The 14,561-nt window shown below is 70.6% G+C and carries 10 protein-coding genes; 5 read left to right on the forward strand and 5 right to left on the reverse strand.

All coding sequences use genetic code 11. The annotated features are described in order from the left end of the window. Window positions 1-8: 8 nt before the first annotated feature. The 5 genes from ACWCP0_RS20675 to ACWCP0_RS20695 form a co-directional block, all read right to left on the reverse strand. Window positions 9-992 carry an FAD binding domain-containing protein gene (locus ACWCP0_RS20675; protein WP_451080253.1) on the reverse strand — a complete coding sequence of 328 codons (984 nt, stop codon included), beginning with the start codon at window positions 990-992 and terminating at the stop codon, window positions 9-11. Continuing rightward, on the reverse strand, window positions 989-1,558 hold the full coding sequence (locus ACWCP0_RS20680; protein ID WP_451080302.1) for a 2Fe-2S iron-sulfur cluster-binding protein: 570 nt from the start codon (window positions 1,556-1,558) through the stop codon (window positions 989-991). Before ACWCP0_RS20680 ends, ACWCP0_RS20675 begins: the two co-directional genes overlap by 4 nt. A 302-nt stretch (window positions 1,559-1,860) precedes the next feature. Beyond that, entirely contained in the window at window positions 1,861-4,968 is a 3,108-nt protein-coding gene (locus ACWCP0_RS20685; RefSeq protein ID WP_451080254.1) for an alpha-mannosidase, read from the reverse strand. Between the two features lie 66 nt (window positions 4,969-5,034). Then, window positions 5,035-6,381 (reverse strand): 6-phospho-beta-glucosidase, encoded by a 1,347-nt coding sequence (locus ACWCP0_RS20690; RefSeq protein ID WP_451080255.1) that lies wholly within the window; start codon window positions 6,379-6,381, stop codon window positions 5,035-5,037. Further along, the gene (locus ACWCP0_RS20695; protein ID WP_451080256.1) at window positions 6,378-7,127 is read right to left on the reverse strand and encodes a DeoR/GlpR family DNA-binding transcription regulator; all 750 of its coding nucleotides are present in this window, start codon (window positions 7,125-7,127) and stop codon (window positions 6,378-6,380) included. The genes ACWCP0_RS20690 and ACWCP0_RS20695 overlap by 4 nt, the downstream gene beginning before the upstream one ends. 125 nt (window positions 7,128-7,252) lie before the next feature. On the opposite strand from ACWCP0_RS20695, the gene ACWCP0_RS20700 reads away from it, so the two are divergent. From ACWCP0_RS20700 to ACWCP0_RS20720, 5 genes are all read left to right on the forward strand, one after another. Continuing rightward, complete coding sequence (locus ACWCP0_RS20700) at window positions 7,253-8,338, forward strand: carbohydrate kinase family protein (protein WP_451080257.1); 1,086 nt, start codon at window positions 7,253-7,255, stop codon at window positions 8,336-8,338. A gap of 92 nt (window positions 8,339-8,430) precedes the next feature. Next, entirely contained in the window at window positions 8,431-9,711 is a 1,281-nt protein-coding gene (locus ACWCP0_RS20705; RefSeq protein ID WP_451080303.1) for an ABC transporter substrate-binding protein, read from the forward strand. A gap of 3 nt (window positions 9,712-9,714) precedes the next feature. Beyond that, window positions 9,715-10,686: a carbohydrate ABC transporter permease gene (locus tag ACWCP0_RS20710; protein WP_451080258.1), complete on the forward strand. Its 972-nt coding sequence runs from the start codon at window positions 9,715-9,717 to the stop codon at window positions 10,684-10,686. A 9-nt stretch (window positions 10,687-10,695) separates the two neighbouring features. Next, complete coding sequence (locus ACWCP0_RS20715) at window positions 10,696-11,547, forward strand: carbohydrate ABC transporter permease (protein ID WP_451080259.1); 852 nt, start codon at window positions 10,696-10,698, stop codon at window positions 11,545-11,547. Continuing rightward, window positions 11,547-14,543: a glycoside hydrolase family 2 TIM barrel-domain containing protein gene (locus ACWCP0_RS20720; RefSeq protein WP_451080260.1), complete on the forward strand. Its 2,997-nt coding sequence runs from the start codon at window positions 11,547-11,549 to the stop codon at window positions 14,541-14,543. The genes ACWCP0_RS20715 and ACWCP0_RS20720 overlap by 1 nt, the downstream gene beginning before the upstream one ends. Window positions 14,544-14,561: the final 18 nt, after the last annotated feature.

Below are 14,561 nucleotides of genomic sequence, written 5' to 3' on the forward strand. Positions count from 1 at the left end.
CCGCCTCCTCAGCTCGCCCGGGCCACTTGCGCCAGCGTGCGGCACAGCGTGCGTTTGGCCAGCTCGATCTTGAAGTCGTTGTGCCCCTGCCCCACGGCGTCGCGCATCGCTGCCTCGGCCGCGGCGCGATAGGTCGCCATCGTGGCCGGACCGCCGGTCAACGCGGCCTCCGCCTCGGCGGACCGCCACGGCTTGTGGGCCACACCGCCGAACGCCACCCGCGCCTCACCGATCGTTCCCTGATCGGTCGAGACGACAGCCGCCACGGAGACCAGCGCGAACTCGTACGACGCCCGGTCGCGCACCTTGCGGTACTTCTGCCGGCCCGGCGGGGGCGGGGGCAGGACGACGCTCGTGATCATCTCGCCGGGCCGCAGCACGGTCTCGATGTGCGGCGTATCGCCCGGCAGCCGGTAGAAGTCCGTGATGGCGACGCGGCGTACCGCCTGATCGGCGTCGAGCAGCTCGATCTCCGCCTCCAGCGCGGTCATCGCGACGGCCATGTCCGAGGGGTGGGTGGCGATGCAGGAGTCGCTGGCGCCGAGGATCGCGTGTATCCGGTTGAACCCGCCGATCGCCGAACAGCCGGATCCGGGATCCCGCTTGTTGCAGCCCGCGGCAGTGTCGTAGAAGTAGGGGCAGCGAGTGCGCTGCAACAGGTTTCCACCGGTGGACGCCTTGTTGCGCAACTGGCCCGAGGCGCCCGCCACCAGCGCCTCCGACAGCACCGGATAGCGGCTGCGCACTCGGGCATCGGCGGCCACGTCGGAGTTCGCCGCCTGCGCGCCGATGCGCAGTCCGCCGTCCGGGAGCTCCTCGATGTCCCGCAAGGGAAGCCGGCTGATGTCGACCAGATGGCTGGGTTTCTCGATGTCGAGCTTCATCAGGTCGAGCAGATTGGTGCCGCCGCTGATGAACTTCGCGCCGGTTCGGGACACCGCGGCGACGGCGGCCTGTACGTCCGTCGCTCGCTCGTAGGTGAAGGACCTCATTCCGGGCCTCCCTCCACGACGCTACGGATGGCCGCGACGATGTTCGGATAGGCGGCGCACCGACAGATGTTGCCGCTCATCCGCTCGCGGATCTCCTCATCGGTCAACGCGATTCGCGGCGAGGCCACGTCAGCGGTGGCGTGGCTGGGCCAACCCGCCTCCGCCTCGGCGAGCATGCCGACAGCCGAACAGATCTGACCGGGAGTGCAGTAGCCACATTGGAAGCCGTCACTCTCGATGAAGGCGCGTTGCATGGGGTGCAGGCCGTCGGGATCGCCCAGGCCTTCGATCGTCACGATCTCGTCGGCCTCGTGCATGACGGCGAGCGTCAAACAGGAGTTGACGCGCCGGCCGTTGATCAGCACGGTGCAGGCGCCGCACTGCCCGTGGTCGCACCCCTTCTTGGTTCCGCTCAGCCGCAGATGTTCGCGCAGCGCGTCGAGCAGCGAGGTCCGTGGATCCACCGCGAGCTGCCGCACCTGATCGTTGACGCTCAACTTGATCGCCGAGAGTTGGGCCGTCTCGCCCTGGCTGCGCCCCGCGGCGCCCGCATCTGAATCGCTCATCACAGCCCGCCTTCCTCGCCAGGCGCGGGTGTCACGCTGGATAGGCGTCGCCACTGCCGGGCGCGCTCGCCCACCCCAGGGTCTCGCAGAAACATGACCGTCGCATCGCGAGGGTTCCTTCGGTGCCCGTCCTACCGCGCGGGAACCGGCCTGCGGGGCCTCTTGCTCCGATCCCGTTCCAGCCGCCGCCCCCCGACAGGCGGAACCGCTGAGGACACACGGCCGACGCCGGCGCCGCCGGAAACAACCGTCATGAGGGCCCCGCCCGGCCCACAGGGGGGACCGGGCAGGGCCTCGCACCATCAGCCCGCGGGTGTCAGCCGCACGGTGAGGATCTGGAACGGCCGCAGCGACACGGTCACCTCCCCCTCACCGGCCGCTGATACCTCCGCGGGCCGTCCCGCGAGCGGGCGCTCGAGCAGGTCCGTGACCTGCACTCCGCCCAGCGGGAAGCCCGGGCGCAGGACCGCCTGCGCCCGGCCGCCCAGCGACTCGTAGAGCCGCACCACCACATCGCCCGAGCCGTCGTCGGCCAGCTTGACCGCCTCGACGGTGACGGCCGGGTTGTCACTGGTGACCACCGGGGTGGCCGAGGCAGCGGCGCCGACCCGCAGCGGCAGGTTCAGCGCGTACCCCTCGGCGACGGCGTCCTCCACCGTCGCGCCCGGCAGCAGCGCGTAGGTGAAGCGGTGCTTGCCCTGGTCCGCCTCCGGGTCCGGGACGCGGGGGGCTCGCACCAGACTGAGGCGGACCGTCGTCGTCGTACCGCCGTCCGTCTCCCGCGTGGTGCGGGAGACATCGTGGCCGTACGTCGAGTCGTTGATGACCGCGACGCCGTACCCCGGCTCCCCGATGTGCACCCAGCGGTGGCCGTAGACCTCGAACCGGGCCGCCTCCCAGCTGGTGTTGGTGTGCGTGGGGCGCTGCACATGGCCGAACTGGATCTCGGCGCGGGAGTGGTCGGCCCGGACGTCGACCGGGAAGGCGGCCTTGAGTATCTTCTCCGCCTCGTGCCAGTCGATCTCCGTCTCGATGTCGATCCGGCGGCTGCCCGCCCGTACGACGATCGTCTGGACGATCCGCGAGCCCTTGCCGAAGGAGCGCTCCACCCGCAGGGCGCCGAGCAGCGGACCCTGTTCGGACACGGTGACCGACTCGGCCTCGGTGAGGTCCGTGTAGCGGTTCCTGTAGTGCTTGTCGATGTCCCAGGCGTCCCAGTAGTTGGGCAGGTCGCTGTGCAGGCGCAGCAGGTTGCCGGCGGCGTCCGGTGCCAGCACCTCGCGGCCGGCCACCAGGTCGCGGACGGAGGCCATGGTGCCGTCCGCGGCGAGCTCCACCCGCACCAGCCCGTTGTCCAGCACACGGCCCTCGACGGTCACCGGCTGCGGGGCGGCCCCGGACGAGCCGAGCGGCGCGATGCCGCTCGCCGGGACCTCGGTGTACACGGCCACCGAGCCGTCGGCGAGCTGCTGGCCGTCGGCCGCTGTGCCCGCAGGTACCGTGACGACCTCGGCGCGGTCGCGCGGGCTGGTGTTGAACACCGAAAGGCCTTCACCATCGGAAAGCGCCGCCAGCGCCTCGGCCGTCAGCTCCCGCACCTCGGCCGCGACCCGCGCGTACTCCGCCTCCGCCTCCCGGTGCACCCAGGCGATCGAGGAGCCCGGCAGGATGTCGTGGAACTGGTGCAGCAGCACCGTCTTCCACAGCCGGTCCAGCTTCTCGTGCGGATAGCGATAGCCCGGCGCGTGCAGCGCCGCGGTGGTCGCCCACAGCTCCGCCTCGCGCATCAGGTGCTCGCTGCGCCGGTTGCCCTGCTTGGTGCGGGCCTGCGAGGTGTACGTGGCACGGTGCAGCTCCAGATAGAGCTCACCCGACCACACCTGGTCCTTCGGGACCTCCTTGCTCGCCTCGGCGAAGAAGGCGTCCGGGTGCTCCACCTTGACCTTTGCCGAGCCCTCCAGATCGGCGAGCCGGCGGGCGCGCTCCATCATCTCCCGGGTGGGGCCGCCACCGCCGTCGCCGTGGCCGAAGGGGGCCAGCGAGCGGGTGCCGACGCCCTTGTCCTGGTAGTTGCGCACCGCGTGCGCCATCTCCTTGCCGGAGAACTCGGCGTTGTAGGTGTCGACCGGCGGGAAGTGCGTGAAGATCCGGGTGCCGTCGATGCCCTCCCACCACATCGAGTGGTGGGGCAGCTTGTTGGTCTGGTTCCACGACAGCTTCTGGGTGAGGAACCACTCGTTCCCGGCCAGCTTCGCCAGCTGCGGATAGGCCGCGTTGTAGCCGAAGGAGTCCGGCAGCCACACGCCCTTGGTCTCGATGCCGAAGTGCTCGATGAAGAAGCGCTTGCCGTGGATCAGCTGGCGGGCGATGGCCTCGCCGCCCGGCAGATTGCCGTCCGACTCCACCCACATTCCGCCGACCGGTGCCCACTGCCCGTTCTTCACGGCCTGCTGGATCCGGGCCCACACATGGGGGTAGTTGTCGCGCACCCACTCGTACTGCTGGGCCTGCGAGCAGGCGAAGACGAATTCGTCGTACTCCTCGGCCAGCGCGGTGACATTGGAGAAGGTACGGGAGGTCTTGCGCTTGGTCTCGCGGATCGGCCACAGCCACGCGGAGTCGATGTGCGCGTGCCCGACGGCCGACATCCGGTGCGCGCTGGCGTGCGCGGGCCTGTCCAGCGCGGTCTTGAGCACCGCGCGGGCGTCGGCGGCGGTGCCGGAGATGTCGTCCAGGTCCAGCGCGTCCAGGGCGCGGTCCAGGCAGTGCATGATCTCGTGCCGGCGCGGGTCGTGCGCGTCCAGCTCCAGCATCAGTTCGCGCAGCACCTGCAGGTCCAGCGACAGGTGCCAGACGTTCTCGTCGAGCACGGCGAGGTCGGCGCGCTTGAAGGTGTACAGCGGCTTGTCGCCGGCGGTGAGCCGGTCGCCGAGCGGGGTGGGGCCGATGAAGTCGTCGGCGAGGATGTCCGGGTTGGAGGCGGCCTCCACCAGGTAGTGGATCTCCTCGCCGCCGACGGCCGGGTTGGCGACCGGGACGTACTGGTTCTGCGGGTTGACGGCCTTCAGCGGGCGGCCGTCCGGCACGTGCACCAGTGCCTCGGCCTGGTTGCCCGGCCAGTCGCCGACGAAGCCCAGGTCCATCACGGTCTCGACACGCTTGCCGGCCCACTCGGCCGGCACCCGGCCGCGCATCCGGAACCAGGTGGTGCCCCACGGCGGACCCCACGGCGTACCCATCGCGAAGGGCTCGTACGCGGCACCCGCGGCCTCGGCGAAGGGCACCGGCTCGCCGGGCGCCTGCCATGCCTCGACCGTCAGGGGGACGCAGGCGGAGTAGACGGCCGGCTTGATGCGCTGGTCGTGGACGCGCTCGACGCGCTCCTCGATCCGGCGGCGTTCGTCGTGCATGGGGTCTCTTTTCGGAAGCTCTTGGGAAGCTCTTCGGGAGCTGGTCGGCAGGGGAGAGGTGCGGCGCTAATTCAGGTACCCGAGGCCCGGATGCACTCCGCGGTACTCGTCGACCAGCCGCCGCGCCACCTCCACGGAGTCGATGAGCGGATGCAGCGCGAAGGCCTTCACGGCGACGGCCCGGGAGCCGGTGGCCGCCGCGGTCAGTACCTCGCGCTCCACGGCCTTGACCGCGCAGACCAGCCCGGTGGCATGCCCCGGCAGCGGGGAGACGGCCACCGGGTGGGCGCCGTTGCCGTCGACCAGGCAGGGGACCTCGATGACGGCCTCCTCGTCGAGGACGGGAAGGGTCGTCCGGTTGCGCACGTTGAGGATCAGCGTGGTGCGCTCGTCGCGGGCGATGGCCCGCATCAGGGCGAGGGCGACCTTCTCGTAGCCGCCGGACTCGGTGAGCGACGCCTCGTCCCGCTCGCCGGCGCCGGCCGCCTCGCGGTTCTCCGACATGTAGGTCGCCTCGCGCTCGGCCCGGGTGGCGTCCCAGGTGCGCAGCGCGGACGCGGCCGGGTCGCGCATGCAGTCGTAGAAGCGGGCCTGCTGGTCGCGGAGGAAGGCGCCGCGGGTCTGCCGCGCCTCCCGGTACGCCTTCACCGCTTCCCGGTTGAAGTAGTAGTAGTGCAGGTACTCGTTCGGTACGGCGCCCAGCGACTGGATCCATTCCGGGCCGAAGAGCTTGCCCTCCTCGAAGCTGCCCAGCAGCTCACGGTCGGCGAGCAGCCGCGGCAGCTGGTCGCGGCCGTCGATGTGCAGGCCGCGCAGCCACCCCAGATGGTTCAGCCCGACGTAGTCGATCCAGGCGTCCTGGGGGCGTGCGGCGCCCAGCGCACGGGCCACCCGGCGGCCCAGGCCCACCGGGGAGTCGCAGATGCCGATCACCCGGTCGCCCAGATGCCGGGCCATGGCCTCGGTGACCAGGCCCGCCGGGTTGGTGAAGTTGATGAACCAGGCGTCCGGGGCCAGCGCGGCCACCCTCCGGGCGACGTGGTCCACGACCGGCAGCGTGCGCAGTCCGTACGCGATGCCGCCGGCGCCGACCGTCTCCTGGCCCAGCACGCCCTCGGCGAGCGCGACCCGCTCGTCCGCCGCCCGGCCCTCCAGGCCGCCGACGCGGATCGCGGAGAAGATGAAGTCGGCGCCCTTCAGCGCCTCGTCCAGATCCGTGGTGACGGTCACCGCCGGGGCGTCCGGGTGCCCGGCGGCCTGCTCGGCCAGCACCCGGGCGATCGCGGACAGCCGGCCGGCGTCGAGGTCGTGCAGGGTCACGCTGGTGACCCGGCCCTCCGCGTGGTCGCCGAGCAGCGCCCCGTACACCAGCGGCACCCGGAATCCCCCGCCGCCCAGAATGGTCAGTTTCATGCTTTGATCACCTCTACGCCGGCCTCCGCGAGCGCGGCGAGGGTCGCCGGGTCCGCGGACGCGTTGGTCACTACTACGTCGAGGTCCGTGGGACCGCACACCTTGGCCATCCCCTGGCCGGGGAACTTCCCGGCGTCGGCCAGCAGCACCACCTTGTCGGCGGCGGCCATCATGGCCCGCTTCACCGGCACTTCGACCACGGTGGTGTCCATCACCTGGCCGCCGGGCCGGACGCCGCTCGTGCCCAGGAACAGCCAGTCGGCGTGCAGCTGGCGCAGGCTGTCCTCGGTGAGGAAGCCCACCAGCGAGCGGTACTCGCGGCGCACCACACCTCCGGGGAGCACCAGCTCGATGCCGGTGTCCTCGGCCAGCTCCTCGTACACCACCAGATTGCTGGTGATCACGGTGAGCCGGCGACCGTGCAGGTGCCGGGCCAGGCGGTAGGCGGTGGTGCCGATGTCCAGCAGCACCGTCTGGCCGTCCTTGATCATCGCTGCGGCGCGCTCCGCCAGGACGTCCTTGTCGGAGACCCGGACCTCGGCGACCTCCGCGAAGGGCTGATCGCCCTCCTCCACCACCGCGCCCCCGTGGACGCGGGTGAGCAGGCCGTCCTCCTCGAGTCTGATCAGGTCGCGGCGGACCGTTGCGGCGCTCACGCCCAGCTCGGAGGAGAGATCGGCCACAGACGCGGGACCCCCGGAGCGTAGCGCCCGCAAGATGAGTTGATGTCGTCGCTCTGCCAGCATGCGATGCACACTACTTCAATTTCAATCAAATCACTGCTTGGTATTGAAGAAGTCTTGAAAAGTTTGCGCACTTGTCTCACGATCAGCGGGTCGAACTTGCACGCTCTTGACGAGAGGACGCGCTCGTGAGCGAGCCGCTCCCCACCCCGGACGGGACGCCGGACGATGATGCGCCGGACCTCCTGCTCACCGGTCTGCTCTTCTACGACCTGGTCTTCACCGGCCTCGGGCAGCCGCCCGTGCCGGGTGAGGAGATCTGGACCCAGGGGATGGGCAGCGGTCCCGGCGGCATCGCGAACCTCGCGGTCGCCGCCGCCCGCTTCGGCCTGCGCACGTCGCTGGCCACCGTGTTCGGTGACGACTTCTACGGCCGCTACTGCCGAGAGGTGCTTGCCGGGCAGGAGGGTATCGATCTCTCCCTGTCCCGTACGGCGCCTGCCGGCTGGCACACGCCCGTCACCGTCTCCCTCGCGCTGGGGGAGGACCGGGCGCTGGTCACCAACGGCCACGAGCCGCCGTACGGCCAGGACGAGCTCATCCTTGACCCTCCCCCGAGCTCTTCGAGCAGGGGGTACCCCCTGGCCGCCCGCTCCGCTCTGGTGCACATCGGCTCCGAGCGGCAGCAGTGGCTCGCCAAGGCCGCCGCTTCGGGCACCAAGATCTTTGCCGACGTCGGCTGGGACCCCTCCCGGCAGTGGTCGTCCGACGTGCTCGACCAGCTCTCCCTGTGCCACGCCTTCCTCCCCAACGAGGGCGAGGCCATGGCGTACACCCGAACCGACACGCCGACGGCGGCGCTGCACGCGCTGTCCGACCTGGTGCCGGTCGCGGTGGTAACGCGGGGGCGGGACGGGGCGATCGCCGTGGACCAGAGCACGGGCGAGTTCGCCGAGGCCCGCGCGCTCGACATCGATGTCCTGGATGCGACCGGCGCCGGGGATGTCTTCGGGGCGAGTTTTGTCGCCGCGTCCCTGGCCGGCTGGCCGCTGGCCGAACGGCTGCGCTTCGCGGCGCTCGCGGCCGGGCTGTCCGTGCGCCGGCACGGCGGGGCGCTGGCGGCGCCCGGCTGGGGCGGCGTCGCGGAGTGGTGGCGCGGTGTCACCGCCGATCCCGGCGCCGACGCGCTGCGCCGCGAGTTCGGCTTCCTCGCCGACCGGATCCCGACCGACCCCGGTCCGCCCCCACCGGGGGCGCCGGTCACACCTCTGTAGGACCTCTCATCCGTAAGACCTCTCATCCGTAGGACCTCTCCGTAACACCCCCTGATTCCTCAACGACGAGAAACCGAAAGGCGGTGGGAGCAGTGCATCTCTCGCGCAGAGGACTGCTTCGCGCGGGCCTGGCAACCACCTCGGCCGCTCTGCTGGGCGGCACGGCCGCCGGCTGCTCGGTCCCGGCCGGATCCACCGGGCGCGACATGACGCTCTGGTACTGGGGCGGCGGACTGAGCGACAAGCTGGTGGAGGACGCCGTCAAGCGCTTCACCCAGGTCGACCTGAAGGCCACTCAGATCGGCGGCTACTTCCGCTCGAAGCTGCTGACGACCCTGACCGCCCGCGCCCATGCGCCCGACATCACCGGCCTGAAGGGCGAGGACATAGCCTCCCTGCTGCCCAACGCCGACCAGTTCATCGACCTCAACACCCTCGGCGCGGACAAGCTGAGGAGCCGGTACCTGGACTGGAAGTGGAGCCAGGGCTCGGCCGACGACGGCCGCCAGATCGGCTTCCCGATCGACACCGGCCCCTGCGTCCACTACTACCGCCCCGACATCTTCGACAAGGCGGGCCTGCCCACCGAGCCCGAGGACGTGGCCGCACAGATGGGCACCTGGGACGACTACTTCGCCGCCGGTGAGCAGCTGGTGAAGAAGGCCAAGGGCTCCTACATGGTGAGTGACCCGCTGGCGGTCTTCGGCATGGCCGTGGGCCAGTCGACGAAACGCTACGTCGACAAGGACGGGCACTTCATCGGCGACCAGGAACACATCGTCCGCGCCTGGAACCTCGCGCTGGAATGCATGGACCGGGGCATCGACTCCCCCTTCAAGTCCGGCACCGTGGACATCAACGCGGCGCTGGAGGACGGCAAACTGCCGAGCCAGATCGGCGCCTCCTGGGTGGCCGGCGACTTCAAGTCGCAGCTGACGAAGTCCAAGGGCAAGTGGCGGGTCGCCGCGATGCCGGAGCGTCCGGCCAACGACGGCGGCTCCTTCCTCGGCATCACCAGGTACTGCCGTGAGCCCGAGCTCGCCTTCGAGATCATCACCTGGCTGCTCGGCCCGGAGAACCAGTCCCGCGGCTTCCTGGAGGCCTCCCTCTTCCCCTCCACCCCGGCCTCCTTCGCGTCGCCGGACCTTCGCACGCCGGACGAGTTCTTCGGCGGTCAGATCACCATGGACGTCTTCGGTCCGGCCGCCCAGCAGATCCCGGTCGCCTACAACAGCCCGTACGACGTGGCCCTCGTCCAGCCCATCAGGGACGAGCTGACCTCCGTCTACATCTCCGGCAAGAACCGCAAGCGGGCCTGGCGCGACGCCATGGCCCAGTGCCGACGTATCGCAGACCACCTGGGGGTGAGCTGAGCCATGGCCGATCTGAAGACCGCACCAGCCGCAGCGGCCGTGGACGCGCCCCGGCCGGCCGCCGCCGAGCCCCGGCCCAAGGGCGGCATCCGGCGCCACTGGCGCCTGTACGCCGCGATCTCGCCGTTCTATCTCCTCTTCCTCTGCTTCGGACTGATCCCGGTCGGCTTCTCGCTCTTCCTGGCCTTCCAGCGCTGGGACGGCCTGGGCGAGATGGAGTACGCGGGACTGTCGCAGTTCCGCTATCTGCTCACCGACACCCTGTTCTGGGACGCGGTGGGCAACACCCTGGTGATCTGGGCCATGGGCACCTTCCCGATGCTCTTCATCGCCCTGATCAGTGCCGTGATGCTGAACTCGGCGGTGCGGCTGAAGGGCGTCTACCGGTTCGCCTACTTCGTGCCGTCGGTCACCTCGGTGGTCGCCGTCGCGATCATCTTCGGCTCCATCTTCTCCACGAGCTTCGGCCTGATGAACGCCGCGCTCAGGGTCATCGGGGTCGGCGAGGTCGCCTGGCTGAACGAGCCGTGGGGCATCAAGGTCGCCGTCGCCGCGCTGATGACCTGGCAGTGGACCGGCTACAACGCGATCATCTATCTCGCCGGCCTGCAGACCATCCCCAGCGAGCTCTACGAGGCCGCGCGGGTCGACGGAGCCGGTCCGGTCAAGACCTTCTTCAAGATCACCGTTCCGATGATGCGCCCGGTCATCCTGTTCACCGTGGTGGTGTCCACGATCACCGGTCTGCAGTCCTTCTCCGAGTCCCAGGTGCTGCTCGGCGCCAACAACGGCGGCTCGACATTCTCAGGCGGTCCCGAGCACGCCGGCCAGACGGTGGTCCTCTACTTCTTCCAGCAGACCTTCGACAACAACGACTTCGGCTACGGAGCGGCCATCGCCTGGGCGATCTTCCTGATCGTGGCCGTCTTCTCCATCATCAACTGGCGCCTGGTCCAGCGCCGGGAAAGGGACTAGGTGGCCGCCGTGCCCAAGACCTTCATACCCAAGACCAAGGGTGCCCTGGCCCGCGGCGTCTCCCTGCACGCCGCGCTCATCGCGGGCGTGGTGCTGTCGGTCTTCCCGTTCTATCTGGCCGTCGTCATGGCCACCCGGACGACCAGCGAGATCTTCTCGTACCCCCCGAAGCTGCTGCCCGGCTCGCACTTCGGCGAGAACGTCAGGAACCTCCTCGACAACGTCGACTTCTTCGGGTCGATGCTGAACTCGCTGATCGTCGCGGTCAGCGTCACGGTGCTGGTGCTGTTCTTCGACTCGCTCGCGGCGTTCGTCTTCGCCAAGTTCGAGTTCCCGGGGCGCAAGGTGCTGTTCGGGCTGATGATGGCCATCTTCATGCTGCCCGCCCAGCTTGCCGCCATCCCGCAGTTCGTGATCATGTCGAAGCTGGGCTGGATCGGCTCGCTCACGGCGCTGATCGTCCCTGCGGCGGCCAACGCGTTCGGCATCTTCTGGATGCGCCAGTACATGAAGGGTGCCATCCACGACGAGCTGATGGACGCCTCCCGCCTCGACGGCTGCAGCTTCCTCCGCCAGTACTGGCATGTGGCGCTGCCCGTGGTCCGCCCGGGCCTGGCGTTCCTCGGCATCTTCACCTTCATGGGTCAGTGGAACGACTACGCCTGGCCCCTGATCGCCCTCACCGACCCGGACAACGTCACCCTCCAGGTGGCGCTGTCCCAGCTCAACGGCGTGCACAGCATGACGGACTACGGCATGGTCATGGCCGGCGCCCTCCTGGCCCTGATCCCGCTGCTCATCGTGTTCGTCTTCGGGGCCCGCCACTTCATCGCCGACCTGGCCAAGGGAGCCGTCCGCTGATGCACCGCCCGCCCCTGCCCGCCCGCCCCTGGGAGTCGCCGGAGCTCACCTCCTGGCGCCGGCTGCCGCTGCACGCGGTGGTCCGTACCGCCGCCGGCACCGGCAGGCTCCCGCTCGACGGCGACTGGCGCTTCCAGCTCCTGACGGCACCGGACGAGCCGCTCGCCGACCAGTGGGGGACCGCCCGGGTGCCCGGCTGCTGGACCATGCAGGGCACCGGCGACCTGCCGCACTACACCAATGCCACGATGCCGTGGCCGCACTTCCCCCCGGCATCACCGGCGGACAACCCGACCGGGGTGTACGAGCGGGAGGCCGAGATCCCCGCGGAGTGGGCGGGCAAGCGCATCGTGCTGCACGTCGGGGCCTTCGAGAGCGTGCTGCTCGCGGAGGCCGGCGGCCGGGCGGTGGGCATGGGCAAGGACTCGCATCTGGCGAGCGAGTTCGACATCACCGACGCCGTACGGCCGGGAGAGCGGACGACCGTACGGCTGACGGTGGTCAAGTGGTCCGACGCCTCGCACATCGAGGACCAGGACCAGTGGTGGCACGGGGGGATCACACGATCCGTGTACCTCTGTGCCACTGACCCGCTGTATCTGGCGGACGTGAGGATCACCGCGCCGGCGGACGGGCGGCTGCTCGCCGAGGTGCAGGTGCGGTCGGCGCCCGGCGCGCTGCCCGAGGGGTGGTACGTCACCGGGTTGCTGGAGGGCGTCGGTGAGCTGCGGCAGGACGAGGAGTACGCCGCCTGGTGCGCGGCCGAGCACCGTGTCTCCGACTTTCTCGGCGAGGCCCGGCTGCATGCGGTCGTGCCGGACGTACGGCAGTGGTCCGCGGAGACCCCGCAGCTGTACGGCTTCACGGTCCGGCTGCACCGCGCGGACGGCTCGGTGGCGGACACCTCCCACCACCGCGTGGGCTTCCGCGATGTGGCGATCCGCGGCCGGGACCTGCTGGTCAACGGCGAGCGGGTGTACATCCGCGGCGTCAACCGGCACGACTTCCACCCCCTGACCGGCCGCGTGGTGACGTACGACGACATGCGCGCCGATCTGGTGACCATGAAGCGCTTCGGCTTCAACGCGGTGCGCACCTCGCACTACCCCAACGACCCCGCCTTCCTCGACCTCTGCGACGAGCTCGGCCTGTACGTCGTCGACGAGGCCGACATCGAGAGCCACGACCACGCCCACGAGATCGCCGACGACCCGCGCTATCTGCCCGCGTTCACCGACCGCGTCTCGCGGATGGTGCTGCGCGACAAGAACCACCCGTCCGTCATCGTCTGGTCGCTCGGCAACGAGAGCGACTACGGAGCCAACCACGACGCCGCGGCCGGCTGGGTGCGCCGCCACGACCCGACGCGGCCCGTTCAGTACGAGGGCGCGCTGCACCGCGGCTGGACCCGGCAGGGGATCGTCACGGACATCGTCTGCCCGATGTACGCCTCCATCGACGAGATCACCGCGCACGCGAACTCCGGCGAGCAGACCAAGCCGCTCATCCTGTGCGAGTACTCGCACGCCATGGGCAACAGCAATGGCAGCCTCGCCGACTACTGGGCGGCGATCGAGTCCACTCCGGGCCTGCAGGGCGGTTTCATCTGGGAGTTCTGGGACCACGGCATCCTGCAGCGCCTGGCCGACGGCGGCCCGGCCGGGACGGCGGGCGCCGGGATGTACGGTGGCGGGATCGCCGGGCCCGGCCACCGTTGGGCGTACGGCGGCGACTTCGGCGACCAGCCGAACGACGGCGCCTTCATCGCCGACGGAGTCGTCTTCCCGGACCGCACACCGAAGCCCGTCATGTACGAGCACCGGGAGCTCGCCGCCCCCGTGCGGCTGACGTACGACGAGCAGGGGCTGCGGATCCACAACCGCCAGCACTTCCGCGACCTTTCGTGGCTGGCGGGGGAGTGGGTGCTGTCCGTCGACGGCGCCGACGAGGACTTCGCGCCGGTGCCGGTGCGGCTGCCGGAGCTTGCACCGGGTGCGAGTGCGCCCCTACAGCTGCCGCCGGAGGTGGTCGCCGGGCTGGAGCACGGGTCCCTGTCCGGCTCCGAGGAGGCGTGGCTGACGCTGCGGGTCACCACGGCGGGTCAGGAGGCGTGGGCCCCGGCCGGCTTCGAGGTCTGCACCCCGGGGGTCCGACTGCGCGAGACCGGTGGGGCGACCCCGATCGCCGGGGCCGCTCGGGGCAAGGGGCCGCTGGAGGTCGACGACGGCGGGCCGCAGGCCCACGCCGTCGAGGTCGACGACAGCGGGCTGCTCATCCACCCGGCGCTGTCCGCGCCGCCGGTGCTCTCCCTGTGGCGGGCGCCGACCGACAACGACGAGCTGGGCGGCCTCGGCGAACGGTGGCGGGCGTGGGGGCTCGACGCGCTGGTGCGCAGGCCGGTGTCGGTGGAACGGGACGGCGCCGGCCGGGTGACCGTACGGGCGGAGTACGACACGCCCGTGGGGCCGGTACGGCATCTGCAGGTGCTGCGTCCGCTGCCGGACGGCATCCTCGTCGAGGAGACCGCCGAGCTGCCGGCAGGGCTGGCCGATGTGCCGCGCGTCGGCACGGTCTTCGAGACGGCGGCCCGCCATGACCGGCTCGACTGGTACGGGCAGGGGCCCTGGGAGACCTATCCCGACCGGTGCGCGGGCGGGCAGGTGGGGCACCACCGGGCGGCCGTCGACGAGCTGTTCACCCCGTATCTGCGCCCGCAGGAGAGCGGCGGACGGCACGGGGTGCGCCGCTTCGGCCTCGACGGCAGGCTGCGTTTCACCCTCGACACCCCGCGCCAGGTCTCCGTCACCCGGTACCGCTCCGCGGATCTGGCCGCCGCCGCGCACCACGACGAGCTGGTCCCGCGCGACACCTGCGTGGTGCACATCGACGCCGTGCACCGCGGCGTCGGCACGGCCTCGTGCGGGCCCGACACCCTGCCGCGGTACCGCGTCGGCCCGGGCACGTACCGATGGTCCTGGACGCTTTCCGCCCACTAGACAAGGGAGCACCACGCG

This window comes from Streptomyces sp. NPDC001970 (assembly GCF_053594115.1).

Coding starts and splice junctions, on each gene's coding strand:
- ACWCP0_RS20710 (WP_451080258.1), top strand. CDS start 9,715: ATGGCCGATCTGAAGACCGCACCAGCCGCAGCGGCCGTGGACGCGCCC.
- ACWCP0_RS20720 (WP_451080260.1), top strand. CDS start 11,547: ATGCACCGCCCGCCCCTGCCCGCCCGCCCCTGGGAGTCGCCGGAGCTC.
- ACWCP0_RS20695 (WP_451080256.1), bottom strand. CDS start 7,127: ATGCTGGCAGAGCGACGACATCAACTCATCTTGCGGGCGCTACGCTCC.
- ACWCP0_RS20675 (WP_451080253.1), bottom strand. CDS start 992: ATGAGGTCCTTCACCTACGAGCGAGCGACGGACGTACAGGCCGCCGTC.
- ACWCP0_RS20685 (WP_451080254.1), bottom strand. CDS start 4,968: ATGCACGACGAACGCCGCCGGATCGAGGAGCGCGTCGAGCGCGTCCAC.
- ACWCP0_RS20680 (WP_451080302.1), bottom strand. CDS start 1,558: ATGAGCGATTCAGATGCGGGCGCCGCGGGGCGCAGCCAGGGCGAGACG.
- ACWCP0_RS20690 (WP_451080255.1), bottom strand. CDS start 6,381: ATGAAACTGACCATTCTGGGCGGCGGGGGATTCCGGGTGCCGCTGGTG.